Here is a 15,208-nt window from a genome sequence, read left to right as displayed (position 1 = left end):
GCTACTTTCGGCTGCCCGCCGGAAGCAGCATGGCCAGGGCGCCCAGCACCAGCGGCCCGCCGATGGACAGGGGCAGCGCCAGCGGAGAGAAGGGATCCGAAGGCAGCTGGGCCATGGGCAGCAGGTGGACGAAGATGTCCAGCACCTTCACCTGCCCAGCGCTCCAGCCCAGGTCCTGGCCGAAATCCAGGAAGAAGCTCAGCCGCGGTCCCAGCTCCCGCAGCAGCAGGGTGAGCAGCAGGGCCAGACCGGTGCTGGACTTAAGCAGACGCGAGAGCAGCACCGCCCACAGCAGCATCTGCAGGCCCAGCAGCAGGCCGTGCAGATCCGCCCGCAGCAGCTCCGGCGGCCAAGCCTCGCCGATGAGGCGCCAGCTCAACACCCAGACGGGAACCAGCGCCACCTGGGACAGGAACAGCCCGTGCACGAAACCCAGGCCCGTCCCCGCGAAGAAGCCCTTGAGCCGCTCCCCGCGGGCCGCCGCGGCGGTCCACTGGGTCACAGGGACGAAGGCGCCCAACAGCACCACCAGCGACACCAACCAGTACATCACCCCCTGGAGGCTCCCCACGGCGTAAGCCCGCAGCGAGTCCGCGCCCAGGGGCACCTGGGTTCCGAATACGACAATCTGCGATCCATCGGCCCCCTGCTGGCCCCGGACACCCATGAGCACCAGTCCCGCGAAGAACAGGCAGACCAGCGTCCAGCCGATGCGCAGCTTCGAACTCCCGAAACGGTCCATGAAGGGCTCCAGACGATGTGAGGTATCAGTCTACAGGCTGCCTTCAGACATCGGGCACGCGTGCATTCCCCAACCGACCCTCGAAGCCCCTACCGCCCCGCCACGACCCGCGCTAAATGCGCCTTCACGTCGGCCAGTCGCTCGGGTAGGACTGCTACGAACACGGTGTCGTCGCCGGCGAGGGTGCCCATCTGGCCCGGAACGGGATCGGCATCGACGCTGAGGCCCAGGGCCTGGGCATAGCCGGGGGCGGTGTTCAGCACCAGCAGGTTGGGCGGCACTTCGCGGATCGTCACTTCGGGCAGGACCTGGGCGGCGGCTTCCACCCTCCGGTAGCGCCCCTGGACCTTCATGACGCCCAGGCGCTTGAGGCGCCGGGACAGGGTGGACTGGGTGAGGTCATGGCCCTCGGCGGACAGGCGCTCCAGCAGATCCGTCTGGTCCGCGATGGGGTGGGCCTCCAGCAACTGGAGGATGAGCTGATCCAAGTCCATGCATGGATGTTGCATGAAATTGCATGGAATCGCAAGCCATCGAATCTCTAGTTACAGAAAATAGAGAAATATTTCTTGATTTTGGAGATTCAAAGTGTGCATATTATGCAATTGATTGCATGATTATGCGTGCCCATGCACGCATATGCACAGGATTTCCGCATGCCCACCACGCCCGCCGTTCCCGCTCTGCTCCCCACCTACGCCCCCTATCCCTTCCCGCTGGTGAAGGGCGAGGGCGACCGGGTCTTCGACGACTGGGGCCAGGCCTGGTGGGACTTCTACGGCGGCCACTGCGTGTGCGCCACGGGCCACAGCCACCCCAAGGTGGTCAAGGCCGTGGCCGATCAGGCCGCCTCGCTGCTCTTCTACTCCGCCGCGGCGGCCCTGCCCGTGCGAGACGCCGCCGCCGCGACGATCACGGCCTTCTCGGGCATGGACTCGGTCTTCTTCTGCAACAGCGGCGCCGAGGCCAACGAGAACGCACTCAAGGTCGCCCTGCTGCTCACGGGCCGGAAGCAGCTCGGCGCCTTCGAGGGCGGCTGGCACGGCCGCACCACCCTCGCCCTTTCCGTGACGGACGACCCCAAGATCACCCAGCCCTTCGCCGACAGCCTCACGCCCTGCCTGCGCCTGCCCTTCGGCGACCGGTTGGCCCTGGACGCGGCGGACTTCTCGGACGTGGCCGGCGTCATCCTCGAGCCCATCCAGAGCATGGCCGGCATCAAGACCGCCTCGCGAGAGTGGTTCCAGGCCCTGCGCGCCAAGTGCGACGCCACCGGCACCCTGCTCATCTTCGACGAGATCCAGACGGGCATGGGTCGCATGGGCACGCCCTTCGCGTCTCAGTTCTACGGCGTGCGGCCCGACCTCATGACTTCCGCCAAGGGCCTGGCCTCCGGCGTGCCCATGGCGGCGCTCCTCATGACCGCCGCCGTGGCCTCGAAGCTCAAGGGCGGCGACCTGGGCAGCACCTTCGGCGGCGGCCCCCTGGCCTGCGCGGCCCTGCTGGCCACGGTGGAGGTGATCGAGTCCGAGGGCTTGATGGCCAACGCCGTCGCCGCCGCCGCACGGCTTCGGAAGGAACTGAAAGGATCGGTCGTCGAGACTGTCCAAGGCGAGGGCCTGCTCCTCGGCCTCCGCACGCCCCAGGCCGCCGCCCTCAAGAAGCACCTCATGGCGCAGCACATCCTCCTGGGCGGCTCCGGCGATCCCCAGGTGCTGCGCCTCATGCCGCCCCTCAACGTCAGCGACGCGGCCCTCACCACCCTGGTCGCCGCCATCCACGCCTTCGCCAAGCCCTGAATCCGGGAGCCGACATGAAGCACTTCACCCGCATCGCCGACCTGGGCCCCGAGGGCGTCCAGCACATCTTGGCCAAGGCCGCCGCCTGGAAGAAGCAGCGCCCCGGCGCCATCTTCGCGGACCGCATCCTGGGCATGGTCTTCTTCAATCCCAGCCTGCGCACCCGGGCCAGCTTCGAGGCGGCCATGCTGCGCCACGGCGGCCACGCCATCGTGCTCGAGGTGGGCGCGGGCACCTGGAAGCTGGAGGACCGGGACGGCGCGGTCATGGACCAGGACCGCGCCGAGCACGTGCGCGAAGGCGTACCCGTGCTGGGCCGCTACGTGGATGCCCTGGCCGTGCGCACCTTCTCCCACGGCGATGGCGACGCCATCGATGAGCTGGATCCCGTCATCAACGCCTTCCGGCGCTTCTCCACCGTGCCCGTGCTGAGCATGGAGAGCGCCCGGGAGCACCCCCACCAGGGCCTGGCCGACCTGCTCACCATCCAGGAGACCCATGGCACCACCAAGGTGCCCGTGACCCTCACCTGGGCGCCCCACATGAAGCCCCTGCCCAAGGCCGTGCCCAACTCCTTCCTGCTGACGGCCGCGGCCTGTGGCGCGGAGATCCGCGTGGCCCACCCCAAGGGCTACGAGCTGGCGCCGGAAGTCCGGGCCGAGGCCGAGAAGTACGCGGCCGCCACGGGCGGAAAGGTGATCTACACCACGGACCAGGACGCCGCCCTGGAGGGCAGCGCCGCCGTCTACGCCAAGGCCTGGGGCCCTTCCACCACGTCGGGCCTGGAGGCCGCGCCCATGGCCGACCTGGGCGCCTGGATGCCCACCGCCGCCCACATGCAGAAGGCCGCGAAGGAGGCCATCTTCACCCACTGCCTGCCCGTGCGCCGGAACCTGGAAGTCCACGACAGCGTCCTGGACGGCCCCTGGAGCCGCGTCGTGGACGAGGCCGAGAACCGCTTCCACGTGCAGCGGGCCACCATCGACCACCTTTTGAACGCCTGACCCCGCCCGATTCCGGAGTTATCCATGCCGCTCTCCCCCAATCCCTACGCCGCCCTCAAGGAAGCCTCCCGGTACGTGCGCCTGTTCCGCGGCAAGACGTTCGTGGTGAAGGTGGGGGGCGAGGTCATCGCCGAGCCCAAGATCCGCAAGGCCTTCTGCGAGCAGATCGCCCTGCTGTGGTCCTTCTCCATCCGGGTGGTGGTGGTGCATGGCGGCGGGGCCGAGCTGGACGCCGTCTGCGAGGCCATGAACATCCCCGTGCAGAAGGTGGCGGGCCGGCGCGTGACGAGCCCCGAGGTGCTGGACGCCGCCAAGATGGTCTTCGCGGGCCAGGTGCACATGGACCTGCTGGCGGAGCTGCAGGCCGCGGGCGTGCCCGCCGTGGGCCTCACAGGCCTGGACGCTGGCTTGTTGAAGGCCACACGGCGACCCCCTGTGGCCGTGGTGCCGGACGGCGCCACCGAGCCTCAGTTGGTGGACTACGGCCTGGTGGGCGACATCGACACCGTGGATCCCCATGTACTCAGCCACCTGCTCGAAGGAGGCTTCGTGCCGGTGGTGGCGCCGCTTTCCGGGGGGGAGGACGGCGCCATTTACAACACGAACGCGGACACCATCGCGGCCAGCCTTGCGACCGCCCTGCACGCCGAGAAGCTGTTCTTCCTGCTGTCCGTGCCAGGCCTGCTGAAGGACGTCACCAAGTCCTCCTCGCTCATCCCCCACGCCACCCTGGACGAGCTCGCGGCTTTCGAGGCCAAGGGCATCATCAGCGGCGGCATGCGGCCCAAGGTGGCGGCGGTGAAGGCGGCCATCCAGGGTGGCGTCGCCAGCGCCCACCTGGTGAGTGGCACCGCCCCGGACGCGCTGCTGGCGGAGATCTTCACCAACGAGGGCAGCGGGACGATGGTCGTCTCCGCCCAACCAGCGGCGGTGGCCGGATGAGCCCCGCCGAACTGCTCACGCTCCTGGTGGGCACGCCCAGCGTGTCCGGCGAGGAAGGTCCCATTGCGGACTTGGTGCAGAACCTCGTCTCCACCCAGGGCTTCGAGGTCCAACGTCAGGGGAACAACCTCTGGTTCACCTTCGGGAAGAAAGGCGGCGCCCGGCTGCTGCTCAACTCCCACCTCGACACCGTGCCGCCCAGCGCTGGCTGGGAGGGAGATCCCTTCACGCCCGTCTGGCACGGGTCGCGACTCCAGGGCCTGGGCGCCAACGACGCCAAGGGCTGCGTGACCGCCATCCTGCTCGCGGCCTTCGACCTCGCGACACAGCCCCTCGACGGGGAAGTCGTCGTGGCCCTCACCGCCGAGGAGGAGACCGGCGGCCAGGGCATCGCCACCATCCTCGACCAGCTCGGCACCCTGGACGGCGCCGTGGTGGGCGAGCCCACGGGCCTGCGGGTCTGCGCCGCCCAGCGGGGCATGCTCCTGCTGAAGTGCACGGCCCGGGGCCAGAGCGGCCACGTGGCCAATGCCCAGATGCTCGGCGCCGAAAACGCCATCCACAAGGCCGCCCGGGATATCGCCAAGGTCGCGGCCATGGAGTTCCCGGCCCACCCGCTGCTGGGCAGCCAGAAGGCTCAGGTCACGCAGATCAGCGGCGGCCTGCGCCGCAACCAGGTGCCCGACGCCTGCGAATTCTTCATCGATCTCCGCACGGGCCCGGACCAGGACCACGGCGCCCTGTGCGCCGACTTCCAGCGCCAGCTGGAGAGCGAGGTCGCCATCCACTCCAAGCGCTACCTGCCCAAGGGCACCGATCCCACGCACGCCATCGTCCGCGCCGCCCTCCAGGCCGCGAAGAAGGCGGGACCGGTCGGTTCGGGCACCACCTCGGACTGGGCCTTCCTGGGCGGCATTCCGGCCGTGAAGGTGGGCCCCGGCGACACCTTCCGCAGCCACAGCCCCAACGAGTACCTGACCATCCAGGAGCTCGAGGCAGGGGCGGACTTCTATGCCAAGCTCGTCCCCGCGTTCTTCAAGATGCAGGTGCAACCATGAGGCCTGAAGCCACCACCCTCTGGGCCAAGGATGTCCCGCTGGACGCGGCCATCCACCGCTTCACCGTGGGCGAGGATCCCGAGACCGACCTGGCCCTCCTGGCCTGGGACGCCCTGGGCAGCGCCGCCCATGCGCGGATGCTCGCCGCCACGGGCCTCATCCCCGAGGCCGATGCAGTCTCGCTCGTCCGCGGCCTGCGGCGCATCGCCAACCTGGCCAAGCAGGGGGCCTTTCCCATCCCGCCCCACATGGAGGACGGCCACACCGCCATCGAGGCGGACCTCACGCGGAACCTGGGCTCCGTGGGCGGCCGCATCCACCTGGGCCGTTCCCGCAACGACCAGGTGATCCTGGCCCTGCGCCTCTACCTCCGCAACGCCCTGGTGATCCTGGGCCTGCGGGTGGCGGACCTGGCCGAGGGTTTCCTGGCCTTCGCCAAGGCGCACCAGGACACGCCCCTGCCGGGCTACACCCACCTGCGGCGGGCCATGCCCAGCACCTTCGGCCTCTGGGCCACGGCCTTCGCCGAAGGCCTGCTGGAGGAGCTGGAGGCATTGCAGGGGGTCTATGGCCGCCTGGACCGCTGCCCGCTGGGCTCCGCCGCCGGCTTCGGCGTGCCCCTGCCCATCGACCGGGAGCTCACCGCCCGGCTACTGGGCTTCTCCAAGGTGCAGCGGAGCCCCATCGACGTGCAGAACAGCCGGGGCCGCCACGAGGCCGCCGTATTGCAGTGGGCCGCGTCCGCAGGCGGCGTGCTGGAGAAGTTCCTGTGGGACGTCTCCCTCTACAGCACCGAGGAGTTCGGCTTTCTCAAGCTGCCGGACGCCTTCACCACCGGCTCGAGCATCATGCCGCAGAAGAAGAATCCGGATGTGGTGGAGCTTGCGCGCGGCCGCTGCCGGGAACTGCGGGGCGCCGCGGGCCTCGTGGAGCAAATCGCCTCGGGCCTGCCCTCCAGCTACCACCGGGACTTCCAGCTGCTGAAGCAGCCGCTGATCACCGCCCTCCGGCACGCCGACGACCTCTTCGCCGTACTGAAACCCCTGCTGCCGGCCCTCCAGGTGAAGGCCGAGGCGGCCGCTGCGGCTTCTAGTGACGAACTCTATGCCGCCCACCAGGCCTACGTCCTCGTGCAGGAGGGCCTGCCCTTCCGCGAGGCCTACCGCAAGGTGGCCCAGCAGATCCAGGACGGCACCTTCGCCCCGGATCGCACGGCCCTCACCGCCACCCACCTGGGCGGCGCCGGCAACCTGGCCCTGGACGCCCTCGAAGCCGACCTGGCCGCGGCGCGCGGATGGATCGAGGCCAAGCAGCAGATCCACGCCCAAGCGGAGGCGGCGCTATGGGCGAACTGAATACTGATTTTTTAACCGCAGATGGCGCAGATTTCGCAATTAAAAAGCGGCCGCCTGCTTGTCTTTTCTTATCTGCGCCATCTGCGACATCTGCGGTTTCAATTCAAGGTTCTGAATTCTTGAAAGGCCTCCCATGAGCCAGCTCGCCGTTCTCGCTTTCTCGGGGGGTCTCGACACCTCCTTCTGCGTGCTCTACCTCAAGGAGCAGGGCTACGACGTGGCCACGGTCACGGTGAACACGGGGGGTTTCTCGCCCGAAGAACTGGCGCGCATCGAGGCCGCCTCGCCGAGGCTGGGCGCCATCAGCCACACCACCGTGGATGCCCGCGCCGGGCTCTTTGACGGCTATCTGCGCTACCTGGTCTACGGCAACGTGCTGCGGGGGCAGATGTATCCGCTGTCCGTGTCGGCCGAGCGGGTCTGCCAGGCCCGAGCCGTCGCGGAGCTGGCCAAGGACATGGGCGCCGCCGCCATCGCCCACGGCTCCACGGGCGCCGGCAACGACCAGGTGCGCTTCGACGTGGCCTTCCGCGCCCTGGCGCCGGACCTCCAGATCCTCACTCCCATCCGCGACCTGGCCCTCTCCCGGGCCGAGGAGATGGCCTACTGCGCTGATCGCGGCGTGATCTTCCCCCCGAAGACGAAGGACTACTCCATCAATGAGGGCATGTGGGGCACCAGCGTGGGCGGCCGAGAAACGCTCGACCCCTGGACCACCCTGCCCGAGGCCGCCTTCCCCGGCGGCGTCATCGGCACCCTGCCCCCCAAGGCGCTGGTCATCGGCTTCGAGGCGGGCGTGCCCGTCTCCCTGGACGGCAACAGCATGGATCCCGTCACCCTCATCGCCCAGCTCAACGCCGTGGGCCGGCCCTACGGCATCGGCCGGGGCGTGCACCTGGGCGACACCATCCTGGGCATCAAGGGCCGCGTGGGCTTCGAGGCCCCGGCGGCGCACCTGCTCATCGGCGCCCACCGGGAGCTGGAGAAGCTGGTGCTCAGCGGCAAGCAGCTCTTCTGGAAGGAGAGCCTCGGCAACCTCTACGGCTCGCTCCTCCACGAGGGCCACTTCTTCGACCCCCTGGCCCGGGACCTGGAGGCCTTCCTCGCGTCCAGCCAGGACCGCGTGAGCGGCGAGGTGCGCCTCACCCTGCACCCCCGGGCCTTCGTGGTGGAGGGCGTCCAGTCGCCTTACTCCCTGATGGATCCCCGCATCGCCACCTACGGCGAAGCCAACAAGCTCTGGACCGGTGCCGAAGCCGCGGGCTTCGCCAAGCTCTTCGGGGTACAGCAAGTTTTGACGCTTAAGGCAAAAAGCAACTGATCACCACCAAGACACCAAGACACCGAGAAAGACAAAAGCTTTTGCAGTTCTTGGTGTCTTGGTGGTGAATCCTTTCGAGGTCCCCATGCGCATCCACGTCGACAAGCTCGCTTCGGTCACCCGCAACCTGCGGCTGAGCCGGACCCTCACCCTCGGGCCCGAGATCCTGCTGGAGGAGGGCTCGGTCATCGCCTGCCGCATCCGGGGCGAGAAGACCTCCTACAACCAGCTGGAGGATCCCCACGGGCGCATGAGCACCCTGCACGACGGGGACATCGTCGTGGGGGCGCTGGGCCACCGCAACGCGCTGCAGGGCTACGAGGGCGTCATGCCCGAGTCCCTGAAGCCCGGCGACACGGTGAACCTGCTCAACATGGGCGGGGTGCTCGGCAAGTGCCTCTCCCACAACCCGGACGTGGGCAAGCCCTTCGAGCTGGAGGTGCTGGGCCAGGTGCTCGTCTTCCCCGAGTTCCAGTCCCGCGCCGGCCAGCCCGCGCACATCCGCATGGGCGCGCTCAAAGGAACAGGCCTCTCCACTCACTGCCCCGTGGTCTACGTGGCCGGCACCTGCATGAACGCGGGCAAGACCGCGGCGGCCTGCGCCACCATCCGCCAACTCAGCCGCGCGGGCTACCGCGTGGGCGCCTGCAAGCTCACGGGCGTGTCACTCATGCGCGATGCGCTGGCCATGCGCGACTACGGCGCCGAAGTCGCCCTGGATTTCACGGACGCGGGCATCGTGTGCACGGACGCGGGCAGCGCTGCGGCCGTGTCGCGCATCATTTTCTCGGAGCTGGCGGCCCACGGCGTGGACGTCATCGTGGCTGAGACCGGCGACGGCATCATGGGCGAGTACGGTGTCCAGGCCATCCTCGAAGACGCCGATCTGAAGGCCCTGAGCGGCGCGTTCATCCTGTGCGCCAACGATCCCGTGGGTGCGGCCGGTGGGGTGGCCAACCTGAAGTCCGCGTTCGGCATCCAAGCCGACCTCATCGCCGGCCCCGCCACGGACAATCGCGTGGGCGAGCGTTTCGTGGCCACCCTCGGCCTCCCCGCCCGCAACGCCCGCGCCGACGCCGAGGCCCTCGGCAAGTTCGTGCTGGGGCTGGTCGAGCCCAAGATCGCCGCAAAGGTTTAAGGATTCTGGTTTGAAACCGCAGATGACGCAGATTTCGCAGATAAAAAACTCCGCTTCTTTTCGCTGTTCATTTGCGGCATCTGCGACATCTGCGGTTAAACATTCAGTGTTTCCTTTGAGGCTTCCATGACCTCCATTGATGCCCTCATCCTCGGCGCGTCCGGCTACGGCGGGGGCGAGCTGCTGCGCTGGCTGTCGATTCATCCAGCGGTGAAGTCCCTGCGAGGCACGGCCCGGAGCCACGCGGGCAAGCCCTTCCACGCCCAGCACCCCAACCTGCGGGGGCTGGTGGAGGGCACCTTCGAAGCCACACCGGATTGGGCGGCGCTCGCGAAGAGTGCGAACCCGGTCCTTTTCTCGGCCCTGCCCCACGGCGAGCTCGGGAAGCTCTGGCCGGAGATCGAGGCGGCGGGAAAAGATCACGGCCTGCTGGAGCGCCTCACGGTCATCGACCTCTCCACGGACTTCCGCCTGGATCCCGCCTGGGTCTATGGCCTGGTGGACTGGAAGCCCGAGCGCATGAAGGGTGCGACCCGCATCGCCAATCCCGGCTGCTTCGCCACGGCCTTGCAGCTGGCTCTATTGCCGCTGGCTGGATGGAAGCCCGCCTTCGTGGCCGTCACCGCCGCCACGGGCTCCAGCGGCTCCGGCGCCGCGCCCAGCGACACCACCCACCATCCGACGCGGGCCACGGATTTTCGCGCCTACAAGATGCTGAGCCACCAGCACGAGGCCGAGGTGCTGCGCACCCTGGCCAGCGGAGGCTGGGAGGCGCCCCTCAGCTTCGTGCCGCAGAGCGCGCCCATGGTGCGGGGGATCTTCGCCACGGCCCAGTTCCCGCTGCCCGCGGGGATGGATGCCGCCACGCTCCAGGCCCACTTCGAAGCCTTCTACAAAGGCCGCTTCTTCGTCCGAATCGTGGACGGATCGCCCCGCGTGGCCGCGACTACGGGCAGCGCCTTCGCGGACATCGGCGTGGCGGCCCGCCACGGCCACGGAGCCGTGATGGTGGCCCTCGACAACCTCGGCAAGGGCATGGCCACCCAGGCCGTGCAGAACCTCAACCTGGCCCTGGGGCTGCCGGAATGGACGGGGCTGAAGGTGGCGGGCGGGTACCCGGGCTGATCGCCACAGGACGCCAAGGTGAATTCGCCACCGATTTCGGTGATTGCAATGATGCAAGATGATGTCCTGTTCCAACGCAGCAGGGGCTCCATGGGGGGTGCCAGGGCCGCACACCCCATGGAGGGCACGGCCCTGGCCCCCCCCCCCCCCATGACTTCCGGCAAAGCCGGAAGCGGCCTTGGGCCGGCCCATGCAGGACCCATACCAGGCGTCATCGGTGAAATCACTGAAATTGGTGGCTAAAAGAGTCTTTTGCCTTGAATCAGTGGCAATGGCCCGCCCCTTGGACGGTGGATCGCCCCTTGGATCTCGCCGCCGCTCCACCCATCGCCTACCCCTAGATCCCTTAATAGACAAGACTTCCGGATGTGGGATGATGATTGACCCTTTCCGGAGCGTCTATGAATCCTTCCCTTCTCACCCGTGAAGCCCTAGGGCAGTTCGCCAGCGCGAGCCGTGCGGCCTTCGAGGCGGAGCTGAAGGCCCTGGTGGAAATCCCCTCCATCAGCGCCGACCCGGCCCACCAGGGCGACGTGCGGCGTGTGGCCGAGGCGGCGCGGGCGCTCTTCGAGCGGCACGGTGGGAAGGCCGAGATCCTGGAGACCAGCGGCAACCCGCTGATCCACGGCTGGTTCGGGGAGGATCCCAGCTGCTCGACCATCACGGTCTACAACCACATGGACGTGCAGCCCGCCAATGAGCCCGAGTGGACCGCGGAGCCCTTCACCTTCGTGGTGGACGGCGACACCTACCGCGGCCGCGGCAGCACGGACGACAAGGGCCCGGCGGTGACGGCCTTCTTCGGCGCCCTCGCCGCGCGCAAGGCGGGCGTACCCCTCAACATCCACTTCCTGTGGGAGACCGAAGAGGAGATCGGCTCGCCCAGCTTCGAGGGTGGCCTGAACCGCCACAAGGACCGGCTGAAGACCGACGCCATCGTGGTGAGCGACACGGTCTGGATCACCCGCGGCAAGCCCAGCACGCCCGCAGGTCTGCGGGGCCTCAAGGGCTTCCGCCTCACCCTGGAGACCGCGGACCACGACCTGCACAGCGGCGTGGTGGGCGGCGCGGCCCGCAACCCCCTGGCCGAGCTCATCAAGGTGGTCGCCGCGATGATGGACGGCGAGACGGGCAAGGTGAAGATCCCCGGGTTCTACGACGAGGTGGTGAAGCCCTCGAAGCAGGAGCTCGAGGAGTGGGCGAACGCCGGCTTCAGCGTGGAGACCTTCAAGAAGGACCACATGATCACCGGCATGCGCACCGAGGATCCCCTCAAGGTCATGAAGCGCGTGTGGGGTCGGCCCACCATGGAGGTCCACGGCGTCGTGGGCGGCTACACGGGCCCCGGCATCAAGAGCGCCGTGCCGCCCCGGGCCGAGGTGAAGCTCTCCTGCCGCCTGGTGCCGGACATGGACGAGGCCAAGACCATGGACCGCATCCGCGCCTTCGTGAACAAGCACTTCCCCGATGTGCAGTTCCACGAGGAGCACGGCCTGGCCCCCTTCAAGGGCCACGTCACGGGCCCCTATGCCGAGGCCATCAAGGATGCGTACAAGTTCGCCTTCGACGCGCCCTGCTCCTTCACCCGCGAAGGCGGCAGCATCGGCGCCGTGAAGACCATGGAGGACATCCTGGGTTGCGAGGTGTTCTTCCTGGGCCTCAGCCTGCCCAGTCACGGCTACCACGCGCCCAACGAGAACTACGATTGGGAGCAGGCCGGCGGCGGCATCGCCGCGTTCGCGCACTACTTCCAGACGGTGAGTTCGCTCAAGAACTGAAGGGTCCTTCCTCGTGGAAAAACGCCGGCCATGGGCCGGCGTTTTTCGTTGGATGACCTGATGTGTCAATATACTACTAATTCATTTCGACTTTAGTTTTTTATGGACACCCCTCACACCCCGCCCTAACCTACTAGCAAATTCCTAATTGGATTATCAATTAGTAGGTGACCATGAAGCTCCCCCACGCGCCTCCAGAGATATCCAGACTTCTTTCAACCGTTGAGGCTGGAGACATCCAGAAGATCCTCGAGCTCCAACCCGGTCCCCTGGTCAAGGACACCTACCTCCACTGGGACGAATTGAGGCATCGGGAGCCCCCGGAGGGTCTGGACCACGAGCGGTGGTGGCTGGGTCTCCGGTGGGCCCGCCAGGCCCTCCTGAGGCCCCTCCCGCTGCTGGACAAGAAGGGGTGTCCCTTCTTCTTCGGCACTCCCGAGCCTGTCCAGATCGATCTGCACCACATCGACCAGGATGCGGCTGGCGAAATCAAGTCCGCCACCGAGACCACCTCGCCCGCCACCCGGGACAGGTATCTCCTCAAATCGGTCATCGAGGAGGCCATCACCTCGAGCCAGCTGGAGGGGGCTTCGACGACCCGGAGGGTGGCCGCCGAGATGCTCCGGTCCGGAAGGGCTCCGAAGGACCGAAGCGAGCAGATGATCTTCAACAACTTCCTGGCCATGCGCGCCATCCAGGGCTTCAGGAACGAGCCCATGACCCTGGCGCGGCTGCTTGAGATCCACCGCATGGTGTCCGAGCACACACTGGACGACCCACGGGATGTAGGAAGGCTGCGCCAGTCGGACGACATCCAGGTGGTAGATAACGACGACGGAACCATCCTCCACCAGCCGCCCGACCATCGTGAGTTGCCGGAACGCCTGGAGCGGCTCTGCGCTTTCGCCAACGCTGGAGAAGACCAGCGCCCCTTCGTCCATCCGGTCCTTCGCGCCATCCTGCTGCACTTCATGGTCGGCTACGACCACCCCTTCGCGGATGGAAACGGACGGACGGCCAGGGGGCTCTTCTACTGGTCCATGCTCCGGAGCGGGTACTGGCTGGCCGAGTTCATCTCCATCTCGCACATCCTCCGCAAGGCACCGGCCCAGTACGGGCGAGCCTACCTCTTCACCGAAACCGACGGTGGAGACACCACCTACTTCCTCATCCACCAGCTGACCACCATGCGGAAGGCCATCCAGAGCCTCCATGGCTACCTCGCCCGGAAAGCGAAAGAACAAAGAAGCATGGAGCGCCTGCTGGCAGAGTCACCCGCCCTCCGTGTCAGGCTCAACCACCGTCAGAAGACCCTTCTCACCCATGCCTTGAAGCATCCAGGCGCGGGCTACCACATCGAGGACCACCAGAAAACACATGGCATCGTCTACCAGACCGCCCGGACCGACCTGCTCCAGCTGGCGGAGCTGGCACTCCTCGAGAAGATCAAGGAAGGGCGTGCGTTCCTCTTCGTCGCCCCCAACGACCTGGCGGCCCGGATGGCTCGCCTCGAGCCATAGGACCGATCCTGGAAGCGCGGCGCGGCCTGTGGCCCGCCCTAGAACGTACCCTGCACCAGCCCCCCATCCACCAGCAGGCTCTGGCCGGTGAGGTAGCTTGCGGGCTGGCCGCAGAGGAAGGCGATCACAGTGCCGATCTCCTCGGGCTTCCCAAGCCGGGCGGCGGGGATGGCGGCGGCCGTGCGGGCGTAGTACTCGTCGGTGGTGATGCCTTCCGCCACGGACCTCACCTCGGCCAGGTGGACCTGGCGGTCGGTCATGACGTGGCCGGGCAGGACGGCATTCACCGTGATCCCATCCGCGGCAGCCTCCAGGGCGAGGGTGCGGGTGAGGCCAGAGAGGCCGGCCCGAAGCGTCGAGCTGATGGTGAGCAGGGGCGTGGGCTGCTTGGCCACCAGGCTGGTGATGTGGACGATGCGCCCCCACTGGGCCGCCCGCATGCCCGGCAGAACCAGGCGCGTCAGGCGCACCACGTTCATGAGCGTGGAGTCCACCCCGGCGGCCCAGTCGTCATCGGAAAGCCCCGAGAATCCAGCGGCCTTGGGCCCGCCCGTGTTGGTGACGAGGATCTGCACGGGGCCCAAGGCCACGGCCGTGGCCTGGTGCCAGCGGGCCAGGTCCTCAGCCTTTGCCACATCCGCCACCACACCCAGGGCCGGCACGCCCCGGGCCTCCAGCTCCGCCCGGACCGCCGCCAGGGCCTCGCCGCCCCGACCACACACCGACACCGCGCAGCCCTCGGCCGCCAGGGCCAGGGCCGCGGCCCGGCCCAGCCCTTTGCTACCGGCCGCCACCATGGCCACCTTGCCGCGAATGCCGAGATCCATGGGTTCCTCCTGGGCTACCGGGGTGAAGGTGGGGACGTACGTTCGGGGAACTGGGCCACGGTGGGGGTCGGCTCGGGGCGTCGAGGAGCGGCGGGCGATTGGCACCCCTGGGCCTGTCCCAGCCCCTTGAGGTAGGCCCGCCGGGTCAGGCCCGCGGCCACGGCCTCGGCCACCAGCCTGGAGTGGCGTTCGGCTCCGCTCAGCTTCCGCACCCAGCCCCGGAAGGGGATGAGGCCCTCGGTCGTATGGCGCACGGCGCCCACGGCCGCGCCGCCCGCCTCGGCCCGCCCGCGTTCGCCCAGGCTCGGATCCGCCGCCGGAGGGGCATCCAGGTCCGGAGGCAGGGCCGCATCCAGTTGCTGCACCTCCGCCACCAGGCCCGAGCAACTGGGATCCGCCGGCAGTCCATAGGGGGCCTTCTGAGCTGCCAGCAGGACCGGCGGGATCTTGGCCCGCACCAGGTTGAGGTCGCCCAGGGGCGCCGTGGCGGCGGCAGACAGGCCGGACGTCTCGGGCTTGGAACAGGCGGACAGGGCCAGCACCGCCGCGAGGGCCAGCAGGGACGACACGAAAATCCGGGGGGCTTTCATGGCGCGCAG

General features: G+C 68.1%; 14 protein-coding genes. 10 read left to right on the top strand and 4 right to left on the bottom strand.

Annotated features, from left to right (window positions below):
• Position 1: 1 nt before the first annotated feature.
• Positions 2 to 742: a hypothetical protein gene (locus tag NOV74_RS13715; protein ID WP_257313566.1), complete on the bottom strand. Its 741-nt coding sequence runs from the start codon at positions 740 to 742 to the stop codon at positions 2 to 4.
• Positions 743 to 831: 89 nt separating this feature from the next.
• Entirely contained in the window at positions 832 to 1,236 is a 405-nt protein-coding gene (locus NOV74_RS13710; protein WP_257313565.1) for an arginine repressor, read from the bottom strand.
• Positions 1,237 to 1,398: 162 nt separating this feature from the next.
• Here NOV74_RS13710 and NOV74_RS13705 point away from each other — a divergent pair, with 162 nt between their 5' ends.
• The 10 genes from NOV74_RS13705 to NOV74_RS13660 all read left to right on the top strand — a co-directional run bounded on the left by NOV74_RS13705 (position 1,399) and on the right by NOV74_RS13660 (position 13,782).
• Entirely contained in the window at positions 1,399 to 2,541 is a 1,143-nt protein-coding gene (locus NOV74_RS13705; protein ID WP_257313563.1) for an aspartate aminotransferase family protein, read from the top strand.
• Between the two features lie 14 nt (positions 2,542 to 2,555).
• Positions 2,556 to 3,545, top strand: coding sequence for an N-acetylornithine carbamoyltransferase (locus NOV74_RS13700; RefSeq protein WP_257313561.1), 990 nt, complete (start codon positions 2,556 to 2,558; stop codon positions 3,543 to 3,545).
• Positions 3,546 to 3,569: 24 nt separating this feature from the next.
• The gene (argB, locus tag NOV74_RS13695) at positions 3,570 to 4,487 is read left to right on the top strand and encodes an acetylglutamate kinase (RefSeq protein ID WP_257313559.1); all 918 of its coding nucleotides are present in this window, start codon (positions 3,570 to 3,572) and stop codon (positions 4,485 to 4,487) included.
• A complete protein-coding gene (locus NOV74_RS13690) occupies positions 4,484 to 5,545 on the top strand; it encodes a M20/M25/M40 family metallo-hydrolase (protein WP_257313557.1) in 1,062 nt (353 codons plus the stop codon). The genes argB and NOV74_RS13690 overlap by 4 nt, the downstream gene beginning before the upstream one ends.
• Positions 5,542 to 6,900, top strand: a complete 1,359-nt coding sequence (gene argH / locus NOV74_RS13685; RefSeq protein WP_257313555.1) for an argininosuccinate lyase — start codon at positions 5,542 to 5,544, stop codon at positions 6,898 to 6,900. Before NOV74_RS13690 ends, argH begins: the two co-directional genes overlap by 4 nt.
• Positions 6,901 to 7,033: 133 nt before the next feature.
• Entirely contained in the window at positions 7,034 to 8,221 is a 1,188-nt protein-coding gene (gene argG, locus NOV74_RS13680; protein ID WP_257313553.1) for an argininosuccinate synthase, read from the top strand.
• 85 nt (positions 8,222 to 8,306) lie between these two features.
• Positions 8,307 to 9,359 (top strand): P-loop NTPase family protein, encoded by a 1,053-nt coding sequence (locus tag NOV74_RS13675; protein WP_257313551.1) that lies wholly within the window; start codon positions 8,307 to 8,309, stop codon positions 9,357 to 9,359.
• A gap of 126 nt (positions 9,360 to 9,485) precedes the next feature.
• Positions 9,486 to 10,484 carry an N-acetyl-gamma-glutamyl-phosphate reductase gene (gene argC / locus NOV74_RS13670; RefSeq protein WP_257313549.1) on the top strand — a complete coding sequence of 333 codons (999 nt, stop codon included), beginning with the start codon at positions 9,486 to 9,488 and terminating at the stop codon, positions 10,482 to 10,484.
• 401 nt (positions 10,485 to 10,885) lie between these two features.
• Complete coding sequence (locus tag NOV74_RS13665) at positions 10,886 to 12,262, top strand: M20/M25/M40 family metallo-hydrolase (RefSeq protein WP_257313547.1); 1,377 nt, start codon at positions 10,886 to 10,888, stop codon at positions 12,260 to 12,262.
• A 173-nt stretch (positions 12,263 to 12,435) separates the two neighbouring features.
• Entirely contained in the window at positions 12,436 to 13,782 is a 1,347-nt protein-coding gene (locus NOV74_RS13660; protein WP_257313862.1) for a Fic family protein, read from the top strand.
• A 38-nt stretch (positions 13,783 to 13,820) separates the two neighbouring features.
• Here NOV74_RS13660 and NOV74_RS13655 read toward each other — a convergent pair whose 3' ends face one another.
• Both NOV74_RS13655 and NOV74_RS13650 read right to left on the bottom strand, forming a co-directional pair.
• Positions 13,821 to 14,609, bottom strand: a complete 789-nt coding sequence (locus NOV74_RS13655; RefSeq protein ID WP_257313546.1) for an SDR family oxidoreductase — start codon at positions 14,607 to 14,609, stop codon at positions 13,821 to 13,823.
• 14 nt (positions 14,610 to 14,623) lie between these two features.
• The gene (locus NOV74_RS13650) at positions 14,624 to 15,178 is read right to left on the bottom strand and encodes a hypothetical protein (protein ID WP_257313543.1); all 555 of its coding nucleotides are present in this window, start codon (positions 15,176 to 15,178) and stop codon (positions 14,624 to 14,626) included.
• Positions 15,179 to 15,208 lie beyond the last annotated feature (30 nt).

The sequence above is a fragment of the Geothrix fuzhouensis genome (genome assembly GCF_024609325.1).
GTDB lineage: Bacteria > Acidobacteriota > Holophagae > Holophagales > Holophagaceae > Geothrix > Geothrix fuzhouensis.
The sequence above is the reverse complement of the archived record's forward strand: the minus strand, read 5'-3'. Positions and strand labels throughout refer to the sequence as shown.